Source organism: Bifidobacterium sp. LCP19S3_E9 (assembly GCF_052121135.1).
Lineage (GTDB): Bacteria > Actinomycetota > Actinomycetes > Actinomycetales > Bifidobacteriaceae > Bifidobacterium > Bifidobacterium thermacidophilum.
Genome location: NZ_JBQKEV010000002.1, coordinates 152,501 through 169,803, shown reverse-complemented (window position 1 = coordinate 169,803; position 17,303 = coordinate 152,501). Strand labels below are relative to the sequence as shown.

Here is a 17,303-nt window from a genome sequence, read left to right as displayed (position 1 = left end):
TTTCTCTAGGGGAATAGCGGACAAGGCTCCGGCCTGAAGCGTGGCCATATCCGCCGGACGTGTGACATTCTATCAGTAGGAACGCTTTTCTGTGCCTTACGCTACAATGTCTATGTCGTGTGTCTCGTAGTTCATGCCATGGCGAGTACCGTTGCGAGTGCATCACGACACCAGATATCTATCCATGACGGCTCCGATGGCGCCGTCCGGCCACGTTGGGAGAACGATGCCAAACGCATATTCTCGTGCATTGAAAGCACATGACAATAATCAAGAAGGCATTCGCCTGCAGAAGATCCTCGCACAAGCCGGTTTCGGTTCGAGGCGCAAGTGCGAGCAGATCATCCTCGACGGACGTGTCGAGGTTGACGGCGAATTGGTGACCGAGCTCGGCACCCGTGCCGATCCGAGCAAGCAGGAGATTCGTGTCGACGGCTCCCGCGTCCGCCTGAACCCCAATCACATCACGCTTGCGCTTAATAAGCCGCGCAAGGTGCTCAGCACCATGGACGACCCCAAGGGGCGTTATACCTTGCGGGACATCGTCGGTGACAAGTATGAGCGCATCTTCCATATGGGACGCCTCGATTATGACTCGGAAGGGCTCATCCTCATGACGAATGACGGTGAACTCAGCCAGCATGTCATGCATCCCAAATATGAGGTGGAGAAAACCTACATCGCCACCCTGCAGGGCAGGATCAGCGGCAATGTATGTCGGCGTCTTGTCTCCCAAGGAGTGCAGCTGGACGACGGCTGGATTCGCCTGGACCATTGTGCCATCATCGACGCCAACCATGACACGACCTTGGTGAAGGTCGTGCTGCATTCGGGCAAGAACCGGATTGTCCGTCGTATTTTCGACGCGGTCGGGTTCCCCGTCAAGCGCCTGGTGCGCACGCAGATTGGCCCGATCAAGCTCGGCGATCTCAAATCAGGTTCGTACCGCGTGCTGTCCCAGACTGAGGTTCGTTCACTTGCCAAGGAGGTCGGACTGTGATCCGTGTCGCCATTGACGGCCCCGCCGGTGTCGGAAAATCATCTACGGCGAAGGAACTGGCCAGACATTTCGGTTTCGCATACCTTGATACTGGAGCCATGTATCGCGCATGCGCATGGTGGTGCCTGCATCAGGGCATTGACCTTGACTCCCCGCAGATTGATGAGCAGCAGATTACCGAGACGGTGGGGGAGTTCTTCACCGATGACCATTTCGATATCTCGGTAGACCCTGACCGTCCGATTGTGCTCGCCGACGGTGAGGACATCAGTGAGGACATCAGATCTTCTGAGGTGTCCACCCATGTGTCACGGGTGTCAGGCATCATCCCCGTCCGCCATGTGCTCATTGCAGCGCAGCGCGCGTATATCGCCCGTGAAGCGTCGGGGGATTCCTTCTCGCAAGGGCGTGGCATCATCGCTGAAGGCCGTGACATTACCACCGTCGTGGCCCCCGATGCCGAAGTACGAGTGTTGCTGACCGCGCGTGAGGAAGTGCGTCAGGCACGCCGGAGCGGGCAATCCGCGCAGGGCGTGGGCGCTGAGGATGTCGCGAAACGCGATCGCATGGACTCGAAGGTCACCAGTTTCCTGACCGCCGCCGATGGGGTCGTGACCTTGGATAACTCGGATCTGACCTTCGAGCAGACCTTGGACCAGCTCATCGCTTTGGTTGATCAAGCGATTGAGGAGCAGCAGTACCAGGAGTACGCCGCGAATCTCGAAGGATACGAGCTTGACGAGGAAGACCGTGAACTCATCGCGGGCGAAGATGAAGGCGACGCCGATGCCGGTTCCGGTAAGCAGGTCGGTGTCATCGCGGTGGTCGGACGGCCGAATGTCGGAAAATCCACGTTGGTGAACCGTATTCTTGGTCGCCGCGCGGCGGTCGTTGAGGACACCCCGGGGGTCACCCGGGACCGCGTCAGCTACGACGCCGAATGGGCAGGTACCGATTTCAAACTCGTCGACACCGGTGGCTGGGAAGCCGATGTTGAAGGCATCGCCTCGGCGATTGCGTCCCAAGCGCAGGTGGCGGTAAGACTTGCCGACGCCGTGATTTTCGTGGTGGACGGGCAAATCGGTATGACCGACACCGATGAGCGGATCGTCAACATGCTGCGCGCGGCCGGCAAGCCGGTGACGCTCGCGGTCAACAAGGTCGACGACGCGCAAAGCGAGTATCTCACCGCGGAATTCTGGAAGCTTGGCCTCGGAGAGCCCTATGGCATCTCAGCCATGCACGGCAGGGGAGTCGGCGAGCTGCTCGACGCCGCGTTGGACTCCCTGAAGTCCGCCGACCGGACATCGGGATTCCTGGCGCCGCCGCATCTGCGGCGTGTCGCGCTCGTCGGGCGACCGAACGTCGGCAAATCATCGTTGCTCAACCAACTCGCCCACGAGGAGCGTTCGGTTGTCAATGATCTAGCCGGCACCACAAGGGATCCGGTCGATGAGATCATCTCGATGGATGGCCAAGACTGGCTGTTCATCGATACCGCCGGTATCAAGCGTCGCCAGCACAAGTTGTCCGGCGCGGAATACTATTCCTCACTGCGCACCCAGGCGGCTATCGAGCGTGCGGAACTTGCGTTGGTGCTGTTCGACGCGTCCCAGCCGATCGCCGATCAGGACCTGAAAGTCATGAGCCAGGCGGTTGACGCCGGCCGAGCAATCGTCCTGGTGTTCAATAAGTGGGATTTGATGGACGAATTCTCCCGTCAGCGGCTGGAGCGTCTGTGGGCAACCGAGTTCAACCGGGTGACGTGGGCTGAACGCGTCAATCTCTCAGCGAAGACCGGGTGGCATACGAACCGCCTGTCTCGTGCTATGCAAACGGCTCTTGAATCTTGGGACAAGCGCATACCCACGGGCAAGCTCAACGCATTTCTCGGACGGATCCAGGCGGCGCATCCCCACCCGCTACGAGGCGGCAAGCAGCCGAGAATCCTCTTTGCGACACAGGCTTCGACACGGCCGCCGCGGTTCGTGATTTTCGCGACCGGATTCCTCGAACACGGCTATCGGCGGTATCTGGAGCGTCAGTTGCGCGAAGAATTCGGATTCGAAGGCTCGCCCGTCCAGATTTCCGTCAAGGTCCGCGAAAAGCGGCGGAAGTAGGCGCCTACCGAAATCGGAAGGGCACGCCACGCCGGGTTGCGTAGACTGAACTGCTGTGGTAAGTTAGCTCTTCGGCGCGTCAAGCGCCGATCGGGCCGTAGCGCAGTTTGGTAGCGCACTTGACTGGGGGTCAAGGGGTCGCGGGTTCAAATCCCGCCGGCCCGACGGGAAAGCCGCGGAATCGCAACGATTCCGCGGCTTCTGTTTTCCCGGCGTGCAACAAACGTGCAACATGGACAGCACGCCGGACAGCGACACCGCCTACATATCCACATCCAAATTCGAATGGAATCCGCCACCTGCCGTACCCACATCCAATGCGCCTGGCGTCCCTGCTCCGCGTTGCCCAATGCGGTGTTGTGTGACATACTCGGACGTGCAATAGTTGCAGACGGCGCTTACAGACCGACCGGTCAAGGCTCATGATTGAAGACCGGGTGCCTAGTGCCGCTCTTGGGGATTTGCTCATGCGCGCATCGCCATACGATTAGCGGATTCATCCACGAATCCTTCACTCGTATCGGGGTTGCAATGCGCGGACGTCGCCTCGATGGGGGTTACACTTATGAGCAGTCATGGAAGAAAGGGTTACGACATGACGGCAAACGAACACGCTGAACGTTGCGCACAAGTGATGCGGGAACATGGCATGAGCGAGATGGCCATCGCACAGTTCAGCCATCTGTATGACGTGTGGGCCGAAGGCTCCGAGACGACATGGATCCGCGAAGATGATGTCGAACCCTTGCGCGACGTCCCCAGCTTCCACGATATCTACCAGACCATCGATCATAACAAGGCTGTGGAGGCGTTCGGAAGGACGGCCTTCATCAAGCTCAATGGCGGTTTGGGAACCTCAATGGGCTTGTCCTGCGCGAAATCACTGCTGCCTGTGCGTCGCCACAAGGCTCGTCAGATGCGCTTCCTTGACATCATCATCGGCCAGGTGCTGACCGCGCGTGAGCGGCTCGGCGTGCCGCTGCCGTTGACGTTCATGAATTCCTTCCGTACCTCGGCCGATACATTGCGTGTCCTCGAAGCCACCCCGCGGTTCCATCAAGATGACATTCCCGTCGAGATCGTCCAGCATCGCGAGCCGAAGATCGATATCGCCACCGGCGAGCCGGTCCAGTATCCCCAGCGCCCCGAATTGGAGTGGTGCCCTCCGGGACACGGTGATTTGTTCTCCACGCTGTGGGAGTCGGGATTGCTTGACATCCTATGGGATAAAGGGCTGCGCTACCTGTTCATTTCGAATTCAGATAATCTCGGCGCACGTCCATCGCGCACTTTGGCGCAATATTTCGAAAACACCGGTGCTCCGTTCATGGCAGAGGTCGCGGTTCGCACCGAAGCCGACCGCAAGGGCGGACACCTGGTGCGCAGCCGCCGAACGGGACGTCTGATGCTCCGCGAGATGAGCCAGGTGCATCCTGAAGACCGCGCCCACGCACAGAACATCGGCAGGCATCCGTATTTCAACACGAACAGCCTCTGGATTCGCATCGATGCCTTGCGCGAACTGCTCGCCAGCCACCATGGGGTGCTGCCGCTGCCGGTCATCATCAACAAAAAGACGGTCGATCCCACTGACCCCTTAAGCACGCCGGTGATCCAGCTGGAGACCGCGATGGGCGCTGCGATTTCTCTGTTCGACGACGCGATTTGCGTCCAGGTGGACAGGATGCGGTTCCTCCCCGTAAAAACCACCGACGATCTGTTCATTATGCGGTCGGATAGATTCCACCTTACGGACCAGTTCGAAATGGAGGACGGCAACTATATCTTCCCCAATGTGGAACTTGATTCGCGGTACTACAAGAACATCGACGACTTCAACGAGCGCTTCCCGTATGGCGTGCCTTCTTTGGCTGCCGCCAACTCGGTTCGTATCGAGGGGGATTGGACCTTCGGGCAGAACGTGTCGTTCTACGGCGACGCAGTCTTGCAAGACCAAGGACGGCCCAGTTACGTGCCAAACGGCGAATTCGTCGGCCCTCAGGGCATCGAGCCTGACGAGTGGCTCGCGTGATTATACTGCAGGCAAGAAATATCTCTTTTTTCGAGAAATGACCCACAGGAACATAAAAAGCCTCTAATATAGAGGAAAGGTGCTTTCCAGCACAGATACTCGAAGACTGTAACGATACGTGAGGACTAATGGCAGAGGGTAGCAACGGGAGACGGCGTTTTTCCGACAAATGGGGCAAGCACGAGCTTGATGTCTTGGCCGTATTGTCATCAGCCTTCCCCCAATGGCTCACTTCGCGCCAGATCGCGCAACGCGTGAAGGCGTATGCGGACTCATACGGGGAATTGGCTGATCAAGCGGCGAAGGCGGCTTTCGCCAAGCAGTTCCAGCGTGATCGCGCCAAGCTTGCGGCGATGGGTATCGCAATTGAATCGCGGCAGCCGGAATATTCCTCGAAATCCGAAGGTCAGGATTTCGCGTCATACCGCTTGCAACTCGGGGACGAGCCTCGTGTCCGCCTGCATTTCGAGCCGGAGGATTTGCCTGTGCTCGCCGCAGCGAATTACCTCGCGCGTTCCATGTCGATTTCGTCAAGCGCTTCCAGTCAGCAGGTCCAGCACACCTCACGGACCGCGCCGCGCGTCCCTCAGACGCCTGTGCCCGGTCTTGGCTTGGATTCCATCGCTCCGGGGCTTGGTACACAGACCTTGCCTGAATCGCTGGTGAAGGTGATTGATTCCCGTCGCTTTGCGGCAACCGTGGATGTCGACGGCGAGCGCATCAACGTCGCCTACACGGATTCCGACGACTTGGCCATGTACGTGCTCGAACATCCAGGCGCGTATATCGTCAGCCCTCAGGAGGCCGTGGACGCGTTCAACCGCAGGCTCACCGCGGCGACGAAGTTCGAGCTAGCCGACTCCGCCCAGAATTCGGAGAGCTTGGAGGTCAATGCTCCCTCGATCAGTCGGCAGGTGCACGAACCTGGTGATCCGGAAAGCATAAAGGCCCGTCAGAAGAAGATCGGGCCGTCATTCCAGACCGGCAGCGAAGTCGACCGCAGGTTGAGGCTCATGCTGTTCCTGTCTGCCCATCTCGGCGAGGAGTTCTCGCTGGCCGAGCTTGCGGAGCGTTTCATTGGCAAGCCCAAGTCCGAGGATGAGCTCACCAAGTACGTCAACATCATCCACAAGGACATCAACACCTTGACGACGGTGTCCGATGACGGTGAGATGGCGGGTAGCCAGTTCTTCGATATCGATTGGCCGCTTCTGGACAGTGAGGGTATCGTGTCGGCCACGAATTCCCTTGGTTTGGAGCGTCTCGCCGGCATTTCCCAGCAGTATCTGAGCATGTTGACGGCTTCGGTGAGTTATCTGGCCCATTCGTCATTGCTTCCCGATCAGCAGCGCGACCAGGCGCAGTCGTTGTATTCGCGCTTACGTCAGCATGTCAAGCCCGGTCAGACGCCGTGGCTGAGCCTGACCGGTTACGAACTCGAGCCCCGTGCGTTCTCGGTCGTCAAGCGTGCTATTTCCACGGACAGCCTGCTCGACATGGAGTACACGGATGGCGCGGGTCGTACCCGCCGTAAGCTGGTGGCCCCAGCGAAGATTTTCGTGGATGAGGGCGTGTACTATGTGGCGGTCTGGACGGATGTAGCATCCGCAGCTCCGCACGATGAAGCCAAGTTCGTGCAGAAGGACGTCACCATCAACAAGGCGAACGGTCTGCCCAGGGTGTGGCAGGTTCTGCGTCTTGCCCGTATCGAGAAGGCCGAGCTGGTCAAGCCGATCAAGAAGCTCGATATCCCGGATGTACCGGTAAGTGAACTGCGCAAGTGGAGTTTCGACAATGGCACGCAGACCGTGTTCATCACGGACCAGCCTGATTTGCCGTTCACCAAGCGGCTCCCGGGCGCGACGGTGGAACCGTGCGGCAACGGGCAGAAAGTCCGGCTGATCGTATCTTCCGATTCGTGGTTCGTTGCTTTCTGTATTGCCCACGCGCGGCATATTACCGCTGTCGCCCCTGAGACCTTGCGTTCGATGATCAAGGCACGCGCCGAGCGTGAACTCAGCGTGGACAAGCGTGAAGACGACACTGACTGATAGGCTCGAATGCTGTCCGTATCCGTTTGACAGGAGGTTTCCATGCAATGGTGGGTTGTCTGGGTTGTGCTTGTCTTAGCGTTGCTGGTATCTCTTGCCGCGGGTATCTGGTATGTGTTCAGACGGGGTCTGGCTGCATTGCATATGGTCTCCTCGCTCGGTGATGCCATTGGCAGCAAGTTTGCCGCGGCGGACGGTGTCGATGAATCGCAGCCGAAACCGGCATCGTTCACGGTTCCGCTCCAGCAATCCATCGACCAGTACAGTTCTGCCCACGCCCAAGTGATCAGACGTGAGGAACACAAGCGCGAACGGCATGAGGCCGTATGGCGTCGTTGGGGCGTATTCAACGAGTAACACCGTTCCACGGTATTCGTTCAGTGTTGACATGGGGGAGAGAAGGCATGTCTCGACATTCGCATTATGCCCCGCAAGGGCGTGGGACAGATTCCAGCCACAGTCAGGGGGAGATTCAGGATTCTCCGGCTCAACGGTACCAGCGGTTCAAACGCAACCAGCAGTACCGGAAAACGGCCGTGGCAAAGTTCGCGTCATCGTTGCCGTTCGATCTTGACGCCTTCCAGATTCAGGCGTGTGAAGCCTTGGAATCCGGGGACAATGTCCTTGTGGCAGCACCGACGGGCGCGGGGAAGACGGTGGTCGCGGATTTCGCGATGTACTTGGCGCACGAACATCATGTCAAGGCGTTTTATACCACGCCGATCAAGGCGTTGAGCAACCAGAAGTACCATGATCTGTCCGCAATCTATGGCGCCGAGCATGTCGGGTTGCTCACGGGGGACACGTCCATCAACTCCGAGGCGGATATTATCGTGATGACCACGGAAGTGCTGAGGAATATGCTGTACGAGCATTCCAACACTCTGCTTGCGCTTCAATACGTCATTCTTGACGAAGTCCATTATCTTGCCGACCGATTCCGTGGACCGGTGTGGGAGGAAGTCATCATCCACCTGCCGCAATCCGTTCGCATCGTCGGATTGTCTGCGACGGTATCGAATGTCGAGGATTTCTCCGCGTGGATTTCCTCGGTGCGCGGCTCCACTAGGCTTATCGTGTCCGAGCATCGTCCGGTGCCTCTTGAACAGCATGTGATGGTGCAGGCCAACGAGCGCACCGAACCGGAGCTCATCGACCTGTATCGTCGCGACAGTGACGGTGAGGCCACAACACGGCTCAATCCGCAATTGGCCAGACGTATCGATCAACTGGAGCATCAAGCTGCCCGCAGGCGTCCGCCCCATGGATACCGCAAAGGCCGGGGCTTCGGCCGGACCGGTCGTTCGCAGTATGAAGCCGAACGGTTCACTCCACGGCGTGCGGCAGTCATCGACGAACTCAATTTCCTCGGCATGTTGCCCGGAATCTATTTCATCTTCTCACGTAATGGCTGCGATCAGGCGGTCGAGCAGTGCATCAATGCGGGGCTCGAACTGACGACTGACGATGAGGCGATGCGGATCCGTGAGATTGTCGATGAGATGGTTGAAGGGCAGATGAGCCGCGACGATCTCAAAGCATTGCGATTCCCGCGATTCCGTTTCGCGTTGGAGGAAGGTTTCGCCTCGCATCATGCAGGTATGATTGCCCTGTTTAGACAGATTGTCGAACGTCTGTTCGAAGAGGGTCTGGTGAAAGTGGTATTCGCCACGGAGACTCTCGCGCTTGGTATCAACATGCCGGCCCGCAGCGTCATCGTCGAAAAACTTGAGAAATACGACGGCACAGGGCACGTCATGCTCACCCCCGGAGAATTCACGCAACTGACGGGCCGTGCGGGGCGTCGTGGCATCGATACGATTGGCCACGCGGTGATTGTCGACCATAAGGGGTTCGTTCCGGCCACCGCCGCGGCGTTGTCCAGCAAACGTGTGTATCCGTTGCATTCGAGTTTCAAACCTACTTTCAATATGGCCGTGAATCTGTTGTATTCCAGCTCCTACGAAACCGCCCGCAAGACGCTCGACCAGTCCTTCGCGCAATGGGAGGCGAATGAGTCTGCGTGGCAGCTTGAATCCGAAATCCATACGCTCGAACATGCTTTGGAAGGCTACGAGCAGGCGGCATACTGCGATCGCGGCGATTTCACCCAATTCATGCTGCTAAGGATGAAACTCAGCGATTTGCAGAAGAACGGGCGGCGCGAACTCAAACATCGTTCGTTCCCGTCTCAAGAGGCGCGTAGTAAGGCCTTCCATGATCTCGACAGGCAGATTGCCGAAATCAAATGGGAACAGCAGCACCATCCTTGCGCCTCATGCCCTGACGTGCAGGAACACCTCAGGTGGGGACACCGCTGGATGAGGGAGCGGCGCGAACTCGACCGGGTGCAACGGCGCTACGATTCGCGCACAGGGTCCGTGGCTAGGCAGTTCGACCGCATCTGCGACATCCTTGTTGAACTGGGGTATCTCGAACGCCATCAGAACGGCCAGGAGCAAACCTCTTTGGAATTAACTGCCGGTGGGCGTCTCCTTCGCCAGCTGTACAGTGAACAGGATCTTGTGCTCGCCCAAGCGATCCGTACCGGATTGCTGGATACCTTGACCCCGCAGCAGCTTGCCGCCGCGTTGTCTGGGCTTGTCTATGAGTCGCGCAGGGGAGAGGGTGGTGAACCCCGCCGGTATCCTGGAGGCTCTACCGGTCCGGTCGCCCATGCTTGCTCGCAATTGCGGGCGATGAGCATGCGTATCAATGCGTTGCGTGAGGATTATGGGCTGGAGCGGCTTCCGGATGTAGATTTCGGGATTGTCGATGCGGTGTATGCATGGGCCGACGGTGAACCTCTGGCAGTGATCCTTCACGACATGGATTTGACCGGCGGCGATTTTGTACGCAACATGAAGCGTCTGGCCGATATGCTGCAGCAGATAGCATCAGCGCTTCCCGGTGTTCCGGAATACGAGGGACCGTTGTCCGTGCATGCGCGTGCCTCCCAGTTGATGATTAACAGGGGAGTCGTGGCATACTCGGGTGTTGACTGAGGAACCAGGAGTCGCGGGTTCATTCCCTCCTGCTCGTCTTGGGTTTGTTCAGGATTGTGCCCCAAGCCATGGCTCATTTCGCCCGGGGAATATGCGGTGCGTCCGGGCTGTTAGGTAATTTGGATAGTTGACTAAACCCCTAGGAGGAATGGATTGACATGGCAGAACGCAGTCTGCGCGGTATGAGCATCGGAGCCAAGTCACTGGAATCAGACGATAATGTGGATTTCGCGGCCCGTACTGACATCGCGTACGTGTGCCCGAACGGGCATCGTACGATTGTCCCGTTTGCCGAAGGTGCTGAGCCTCCGAAGGAATGGGAATGCCGTTGCGGGCAGATCGCCCATCGTGAAGGCGATCAGGACGCCGAGGACGACGAGATCAACAAGCCGACACGTACCCACTGGGACATGCTGATGGAGCGCCGTACTGAGGATGAGCTCAAGGAGTTGTTGGAAAAGCGGCTTCAGATGCATCGTGACGGTTGGATTCCGGATTACGAGTGATTTCCTTGGCTTGGCTCAGCGCTTGTAAGCGCTGAGCCGGACTTGTTGTACTGAAGTGCCGTGCCATGGATACCTGCCTTGGCACGGCACTTCATGTATTAGGGAGATTCCAGTTCACCAGTGGATTCCCATGCGTCGGTTCGAACACGCCAAGGTCACGCGTTCAAGGCATAATACGAATGGGGAGAAGCGTTGAGAAGACGTTTACCTTATACAGCCTTCGGAGCATTCGGAGAGAGGACCGTATGACCGTATTGCATTCACCGCGGCGCATTGTGCTGCTTGACCTTGATGGTACGTTGACCAAATCTGACCCGGGCATCATCGCCTGCGTGGTCAAGGCGTTTGAGGCGCTTGGCCGTCCGGTGCCGGACGAAGCGGAACTTCACCGGTTCATCGGGCCGGCGATTATCGAATCGATGAAGCGCAATCACATTCCGGATGATCAGTTGGCCAAAGCCGTCGAGATTTACCGTGATTATTACAGCAACAAGGCGGTGTTCGACGACCCCAATCATCCCGGGAACAAGGTACCGGGAAAGCTGTACAACACTGTGTATCCGGGCATTCCTGAGCAGTTGCAGACATTGAGGGCTGACGGGTATTTCCTGGCTGTCACGACGTGCAAGCCGGAATATCAGGCGAAGCCGATTTGTGAGCATTTCGGGCTTGACAAGCTGGTCGATGCAGTCTATGGGGCCAGCAAAGACAATTCCAGGCTCGACAAGGACCAGGTCATCCGGTACGCGTTCGAAAATATGGGCTTCAATGTCATCCAAGGTGATCGCGCGTTGATGGTCGGCGACCGCTGGACGGATGTCGAAGGCGCGAAGGCATGCGGCTTGGATTGCCTGGGTTGCGGATGGGGGTACGCCGAGCCTGGAGAGCTCAACGAACATGGCGCGTACCGGATTATCGACGAAGTCAGCCAGTTGCGTGACGCCGTCGAAGATTACTTCAACATTGACGAAAACTAAATCAAAGGCAATCGACAATCCATAATCGGAATGGATGCCGATACAAACATAACACATTCGTCCGGATGCAGAATGATATGCATCCGGACGTTCTTATTGTGTGCGTGATTGCCTGGAATAACAACGCATGAAGCACTTCAGTCAGCGGCGACGGAATTGGTACCATTAACATCCGATAATGTACGTTATGTCAGATTGTAACTATTGACCCCTCCCCGTACACGCAATCGCATATCTTTCGATGCTTCATACGACAACGACGCATGCGCTCATCCCGGCGCATCAGCAATCTATGACAATCGGCGTCGGCACTCCGATGCGAATTCCAACGTGACTGTTCGTCGTCATATCATTGGTGTAGGCGCCAAACGTCATTGATGTCGTTGTCACGACGGCGTTGTTATCGCGTGGACCGGCTTCGGCTCGACATGGCGTTCGGCACACCACGATGATATTTGATGACGCGTAGTGAGGTTGCTATGGCTTGGTCCCTGCCGGCTATGGTTGCGATGATACTGGATATCGGCTTTCTGGTGTATGCCGTTGCTGTGTCCGTGTTCCATTACCGCTTGCATGACGGTGCCAGGTCGATATTCTTCTGTGTCCTGCTGTGTCTGCTCGGCGCGTAGACCACATATGGAACTGTGGCATCCTTGCTTCTGCATCGTCCCCGGCGTGAGTCTGCCCTTGTTCCGCGCGTTCGGTGATTTGTGGGTGTTGTATTTCTTCGTAGGCGGATCGTTCAGGCGATTTCGGAACCGCGGTCGTTTCCCCGATGTCACACGCGCGCTGATGATATCGACGTATGCGATCAGCGCAACCTGTCTCCTGGTGTTTCTGCCCGGTTGGTGGATGACCACGCGCTGGTAAATCGAACGTGACTCATATCGCCGATGCGGGAGCGAGGTGCAGGAGTCACGTAAGGACTACTTCCGGTCATTCCCGCTGTTTGCCGCCGAGACGGCGTCATCGGCGTGTTTCCTGGGGTTGTCTTTCCCGGTCTGCGCTGACTGATCGGCAGGCTCGAGGTTCTTATGCCCGGCAAGTTTGGCGTGTGTGGCTTCGGCTTTCGCGGCGCGTGACGCCTGCCGGTACATGAACCACAGTTCCAAGGCGATGAGCACGATCAGAATCGCCCCAGAGATGCCTCCGACGCTGTCATACCAGGACAGCATGGTTTTGCCGATGCTTTCCGCGGCTTCGGTAGCCACGATATACGGCGCCATAGCAAGAATCAACGAGACGAAATGCAGGATGATGACGGTTTTGCTGACCGGACGAGGATCTGTGCTCTCCTCCTCCCCTGCCGCGACGGTATCGTCTGACGTCACAACACCATCTGATGCTGTCTTGGCAGCAGACGCTACAGAGGCGGCGGATGCCGAATCCGCCGGATGACCGGCATGGGAGCGTCGCGTATCCATCTTCAGCACCATCACGATGACGGTGACGCAACATACCAAGGCAATCAGCCAGAGAACAAGTGGAAGAGCAGTCATCGAATGTAACTCCTTAGAACTGACAATAAACCCGTATCAGAGCATATCTGCCAACAACGGCAATCCACAGCAGCAATGGCATGCCGCGCGTGAATGCCTGGCCACTCACACATGCACAAGGAACGGATCATACTCATCCAAGTCCTGCATGCTGCGTTCCTCATGTCGGATTTCAAGTTTCCTGCGCATACGGGCTTGCGCAAGCTCCTCGAATGGTCCACCGCTCGGCATCTGGGAAGCTGTGACGGAACCATCGGGAAACACGTCGACGTGCGGCTCTTGTTCAAGCCGCTGCTCGATTCCATGCCACAGCGCGGTCACGGAAATGCCGAACACCGCCGTTCCGCTGCCGAGCACATCGCCGATTCTGTCCCCGTCCCGGCATTCGTGCACATGCTCGCCGTCGCTGAGAATCGTCGTATGCTCCAGTTGCGCGGTACTTCGTTGCATGAGATACCCGATGGCGATGGTCACGTTCTGCAGGTTCACGCCTGCGTCAAGCAGCCGTTTGGACACGGCGAGAATCAGCACGTCCTTGAACGAGTACAACCTTCGCGAACCTGAGCCATGCGAGGCTTTGATGGACGGCTCGACGATTTGCTTCCGTGCCCAATAATCCAGCTGACGGTAGGTGATGCCGGCGACTTTCGAGGCGACAGTCCCTCGGTACCCGCGTGTCGGCTTGTCATCGTCAGGGAAGGAAAACAACTCCCCTTGGACGATGGTGATGTCACTGGATGACACAGTAGCGTTCGACGCGTGAGTAGCACGATGTACTGCCATGTCACCTGTGCCCTTTCTGAAGAATACTGCGGTGGCTTGGAGACCGTACCGAGGCCGCAGTGCGGGAAGAGGAGGCGTGATCGCGGGATTGCCGCCGATCACGCCGAAATAAATTCAGGCCTGCGCGGCGTTGCCGAAGAACACCAGCCTGAATTTACCAATCATGATTTCGTCACCGTTGTGCAACACCGCGTTATCCACGCGTTGACGGTTGACATATGTGCCGTTGAGGCTTCCCGCATCGATGACTTCGAACGTGCCGTTCGTGCGGCGGAAGACCGCATGATGACGCGACACGGTCGAATCGTCGAGCAGGATGTCCGCATGCGGGTCGCGTCCCACCGTCACTTCGTCCTCGTCAAGGAGATACCTGGAGCCTGATACAGCGCCTCGCGTCGAGATGAGCAGCGCCGTGCCGGGCGACAATTTGGTGATGGTGTCGAGGTCTTCCTGGGTCAGAGGACGGTCCCCGGTCGTGGTAATGGGTATCGTGATGGCAGGCATCCCGATGATGGTCGTTTCGCCTGCGCTTGGAATCGGATCAGTCATACTTGCTATTCTACAGTCTTTGCGTATTGATATTGGGGTACGTCGCGAATCTCGTTGATTTCGACCTTATCGGATGATGTCACTTTGACTTTCGCGCCGAATTTCACACTGAGCCTGGAGCCGACGCCGCCGGCGATATTGACGGCGTTCTGCAGATTCTGCGGGTCGCCGATAGCCTTGACCTTGTACGGTGTGGAAAGTTCCTGACCATCGCAAATCAGCCCCGTTTTCGTGTCGGCGAAGTAGGTTGACGTCACGACTCTCACGGTGTTGACCGCCATGACTTCCGCACCTGCATTGCGCAGTTCCTCAATCAGTTCGAACATGGTGGCGGCATCGATGCGCTCCTTCGCGCCCTTGCTGATGGTGATGACCACGCCTTTGCCCTGTGCCGCCAGACGGCCGGAGAGCAAGCCGCTGGTCTCTTCGTTCTGCTTGGCGATGCGTTCGGCTTCCGCCTGCTTGTCCGCGGCCTTCTGCAGCGCGGTGAGCTGTTCGGTCAGCTGGCTTTTGCGCTGTTCGAGATTCTGTACTTGGGAACTGGTCTCGGTGATGAGCCTGGTCAGTTCGTCCTCGCTCATCGTCTCATATGTTGATGTGGTGTTGTTCAGCTGGATGGCATAGCTGAAACCGAGCAACGCGCACAGCAAGAGCACAAGCAGGCTGGTCATAAAGCGGGTGCGGGCCGCGTTCGCTTGTAGCGAACGCTTGGGTTTTCTTCTGACAACCGGGAACGATCCCGTCTCGGTATGGTCGTTTGCGCTGTCCGCGACACGCTGACGGTGCAAACGGCTAAGCAGATCCTGTGGTTCCTTCTTATGACTCATGACATTACGCCTTGAAGACGAACCGGCGGATTGCGGACACATTGGAGAAGATTCTGATGCCCAGCACGACGATGACTGCGGTCTGCAGCTGCGAGCCGACGCCGAGCTGATTGCCCAGAAGCACGAGCAGTGTGGCGGTCAATACATTGGAGATGAACGAAATCACGAACACCTTGTCGGAGAATGTGCGTTCGAAATACGCACGGGCCGCTCCCAGCAGCGCGTCAAGCGCCGCGACGACCATGATCGGCAGGTACGGCTGCAAGACGACCGGTATATCCGGTTTTACGAAGATGCCGATGACCACGCCGATGATCAGCCCCAATACTGCAGCCATTAGTTCGCCCTTTCCGCGTAGCTGATGTCACTTGAGCTTGCCGCTTCCAGTGTAATCGACTTCGACGTCGTGATTTGCGGGTAGATTCCCGCGCCTTTCAACGTCGTATATAACGAGCGCTGGCTCTTCTCCCCCACGGCGGAGGCCAACGCGCTTGCGTCCCCTATGGCTTGGATTTTATAGGGGCTCTGCACCTGGTTGACACCCACCAGAATTGTCTGGCCTGCGGTGCGCACCGACGTCTGCACACCTAGACGATAGCCATTGATGGAGATGGCTTCCGCGCCGGCCTGCCATAGGATCTGGATGAACACCTGCAGATCGCCGTCGGTGACGACACGGATATTCGAGCTGCTTTCCCGCGGCAACGACCCCGAAGTGGTGTCGCTGTTCGCGGCGAGCGGGTTCGCGATGGTCAGCGTGATACCCGGCCCAGTCACCGGAATCGTGCCGGTGGCCATCTCGTCGTAGGTCAAGGTGTCGTCCTTGGTGGTGTTGGCCAGCTGCTTGGACTGGTTCTCCACCTTGACTCTCAAGGAGGAGACTTCACTGTTCAGGGTGTTGAGATGCTTGGTCTGCTGTGTGAGTTCCTTTGCCAGACTGCTACGAATCTCCTTGCGAGGGTCGGTGTGCAGAATCTGGACGATGATACTGCCGGAAAATCCTACGGCGATGCAGATGATGAACACGATAACCCGTGTCGACCACACACGAAAAGCCGATTTCGGCCGCTTGTCCAGCCTTGAATCGCTGAACATCGGGTCCATCGGACGGTTCGTCAGGTCATCGATGAGACGCAGCGAATCATCCTCCAGTTGGGGGCGCCTGCGCCTCGGAGTGATGGGCATGTCAGGTGACGGCGCTGCATGGTGTGCGCCCAGTGATGACGCGGAAGCGGAAAAGACAGCCCGCGTACGCACAGGCGCCATCTCCTTCGGTATGGATATGGAGTCCGGCGCCTGTGGTGCTTCATGCAGCATATCTGCCATATGTCACTGCCTGTTGTCGTTACGGATCAGTCCCAGTCCCTGATGCGCGTAGATAAGCCCTGCGAGCCAGTACAACGCGATGCCCCAGATGCAGATGGCCAAGGCAACGAGATGCAAGGTCAAAGTTGCCGGATTTCTCCAGATATCGGCGAAAATCAGCAACACAATCGCCGTCATAAGCAGAGCCGTGCCCGTCTTTCCCACGAAATGGACCGGCAGGGGCCCATACCCATGCTGCGCGAGCATCACGATGAGGACTCCCATAAGCAAATCCCGCATACCGATGACGATTAACACCCACCATGGGATGACATGGGCGATGCCGAGGGCGAGGATACTGCAGAAAATGAGCAGCCGGTCAGCGATAGGGTCGAGGATCTGTCCAAGTTTGCTCACCTGGTTGAATTTCCTCGCGATGACTCCGTCAAGCCCGTCGGATATGGCCGACAGGGCGATGATGATCAACGAGGCGACCATCTCGTGTTTGGACACCAAGACGGCAATCACTGGGATTGAGATAATCCTCAAAACGCTGATGCCATTGGGCACCGTGAATATCACGTCGCGTGCTTCAGGGCTGTACTGCTCCCCTGAGGTGTTGGAATGCGTGTGTGTATCGCTCATAACC

15 protein-coding genes and 1 tRNA gene are annotated in these 17,303 nt (G+C 57.6%); 9 read left to right on the top strand and 7 right to left on the bottom strand.

Annotation, left to right across the window (positions count from 1 at the left end; all coding sequences use genetic code 11):
* The first annotated feature begins 226 nt into the window (after positions 1 to 226).
* The 9 genes from ACTQYB_RS01615 to ACTQYB_RS01575 all read left to right on the top strand — a co-directional run bounded on the left by ACTQYB_RS01615 (position 227) and on the right by ACTQYB_RS01575 (position 11,691).
* Entirely contained in the window at positions 227 to 1,000 is a 774-nt protein-coding gene (locus ACTQYB_RS01615; protein WP_029576735.1) for a pseudouridine synthase, read from the top strand.
* Entirely contained in the window at positions 997 to 3,120 is a 2,124-nt protein-coding gene (der, locus tag ACTQYB_RS01610) for a bifunctional cytidylate kinase/GTPase Der (RefSeq protein WP_441481979.1), read from the top strand. The genes ACTQYB_RS01615 and der overlap by 4 nt, the downstream gene beginning before the upstream one ends.
* A 91-nt stretch (positions 3,121 to 3,211) precedes the next feature.
* Positions 3,212 to 3,285: transfer RNA gene (locus ACTQYB_RS01605), tRNA-Pro, on the top strand.
* Positions 3,286 to 3,715: 430 nt separating this feature from the next.
* Complete coding sequence (locus ACTQYB_RS01600) at positions 3,716 to 5,152, top strand: UTP--glucose-1-phosphate uridylyltransferase (RefSeq protein ID WP_441481978.1); 1,437 nt, start codon at positions 3,716 to 3,718, stop codon at positions 5,150 to 5,152.
* Positions 5,153 to 5,280: 128 nt separating this feature from the next.
* Positions 5,281 to 7,203, top strand: a complete 1,923-nt coding sequence (locus tag ACTQYB_RS01595; protein WP_033505603.1) for a helix-turn-helix transcriptional regulator — start codon at positions 5,281 to 5,283, stop codon at positions 7,201 to 7,203.
* 42 nt (positions 7,204 to 7,245) lie between these two features.
* Positions 7,246 to 7,560, top strand: coding sequence for a hypothetical protein (locus ACTQYB_RS01590; protein ID WP_033505601.1), 315 nt, complete (start codon positions 7,246 to 7,248; stop codon positions 7,558 to 7,560).
* A gap of 47 nt (positions 7,561 to 7,607) precedes the next feature.
* The gene (locus ACTQYB_RS01585) at positions 7,608 to 10,208 is read left to right on the top strand and encodes a DEAD/DEAH box helicase (RefSeq protein WP_441481977.1); all 2,601 of its coding nucleotides are present in this window, start codon (positions 7,608 to 7,610) and stop codon (positions 10,206 to 10,208) included.
* 158 nt (positions 10,209 to 10,366) lie between these two features.
* On the top strand, positions 10,367 to 10,714 hold the full coding sequence (locus ACTQYB_RS01580) for an RNA polymerase-binding protein RbpA (RefSeq protein WP_015450561.1): 348 nt from the start codon (positions 10,367 to 10,369) through the stop codon (positions 10,712 to 10,714).
* Between the two features lie 245 nt (positions 10,715 to 10,959).
* Complete coding sequence (locus tag ACTQYB_RS01575; RefSeq protein WP_033505597.1) at positions 10,960 to 11,691, top strand: HAD hydrolase-like protein; 732 nt, start codon at positions 10,960 to 10,962, stop codon at positions 11,689 to 11,691.
* Positions 11,692 to 12,617: 926 nt separating this feature from the next.
* Here the strand turns inward: ACTQYB_RS01575 and ACTQYB_RS01570 are convergent.
* The 7 genes from ACTQYB_RS01570 to ACTQYB_RS01540 all read right to left on the bottom strand — a co-directional run bounded on the left by ACTQYB_RS01570 (position 12,618) and on the right by ACTQYB_RS01540 (position 17,299).
* A complete protein-coding gene (locus ACTQYB_RS01570) occupies positions 12,618 to 13,190 on the bottom strand; it encodes a hypothetical protein (protein ID WP_441481976.1) in 573 nt (190 codons plus the stop codon).
* A gap of 105 nt (positions 13,191 to 13,295) precedes the next feature.
* Positions 13,296 to 13,973, bottom strand: coding sequence for a MerR family transcriptional regulator (locus ACTQYB_RS01565; protein WP_044282230.1), 678 nt, complete (start codon positions 13,971 to 13,973; stop codon positions 13,296 to 13,298).
* A gap of 114 nt (positions 13,974 to 14,087) precedes the next feature.
* A complete protein-coding gene (locus ACTQYB_RS01560; RefSeq protein WP_015450556.1) occupies positions 14,088 to 14,522 on the bottom strand; it encodes an FHA domain-containing protein in 435 nt (144 codons plus the stop codon).
* 5 nt (positions 14,523 to 14,527) lie between these two features.
* A complete protein-coding gene (locus tag ACTQYB_RS01555; protein WP_441481975.1) occupies positions 14,528 to 15,349 on the bottom strand; it encodes a DUF881 domain-containing protein in 822 nt (273 codons plus the stop codon).
* Positions 15,350 to 15,353: 4 nt separating this feature from the next.
* Positions 15,354 to 15,686 (bottom strand): DUF1290 domain-containing protein, encoded by a 333-nt coding sequence (locus tag ACTQYB_RS01550; RefSeq protein WP_015450554.1) that lies wholly within the window; start codon positions 15,684 to 15,686, stop codon positions 15,354 to 15,356.
* Positions 15,686 to 16,675 carry a DUF881 domain-containing protein gene (locus tag ACTQYB_RS01545; protein WP_441481974.1) on the bottom strand — a complete coding sequence of 330 codons (990 nt, stop codon included), beginning with the start codon at positions 16,673 to 16,675 and terminating at the stop codon, positions 15,686 to 15,688. Before ACTQYB_RS01545 ends, ACTQYB_RS01550 begins: the two co-directional genes overlap by 1 nt.
* 3 nt (positions 16,676 to 16,678) lie before the next feature.
* Complete coding sequence (locus ACTQYB_RS01540) at positions 16,679 to 17,299, bottom strand: CDP-alcohol phosphatidyltransferase family protein (protein ID WP_321046962.1); 621 nt, start codon at positions 17,297 to 17,299, stop codon at positions 16,679 to 16,681.
* Positions 17,300 to 17,303: the final 4 nt, after the last annotated feature.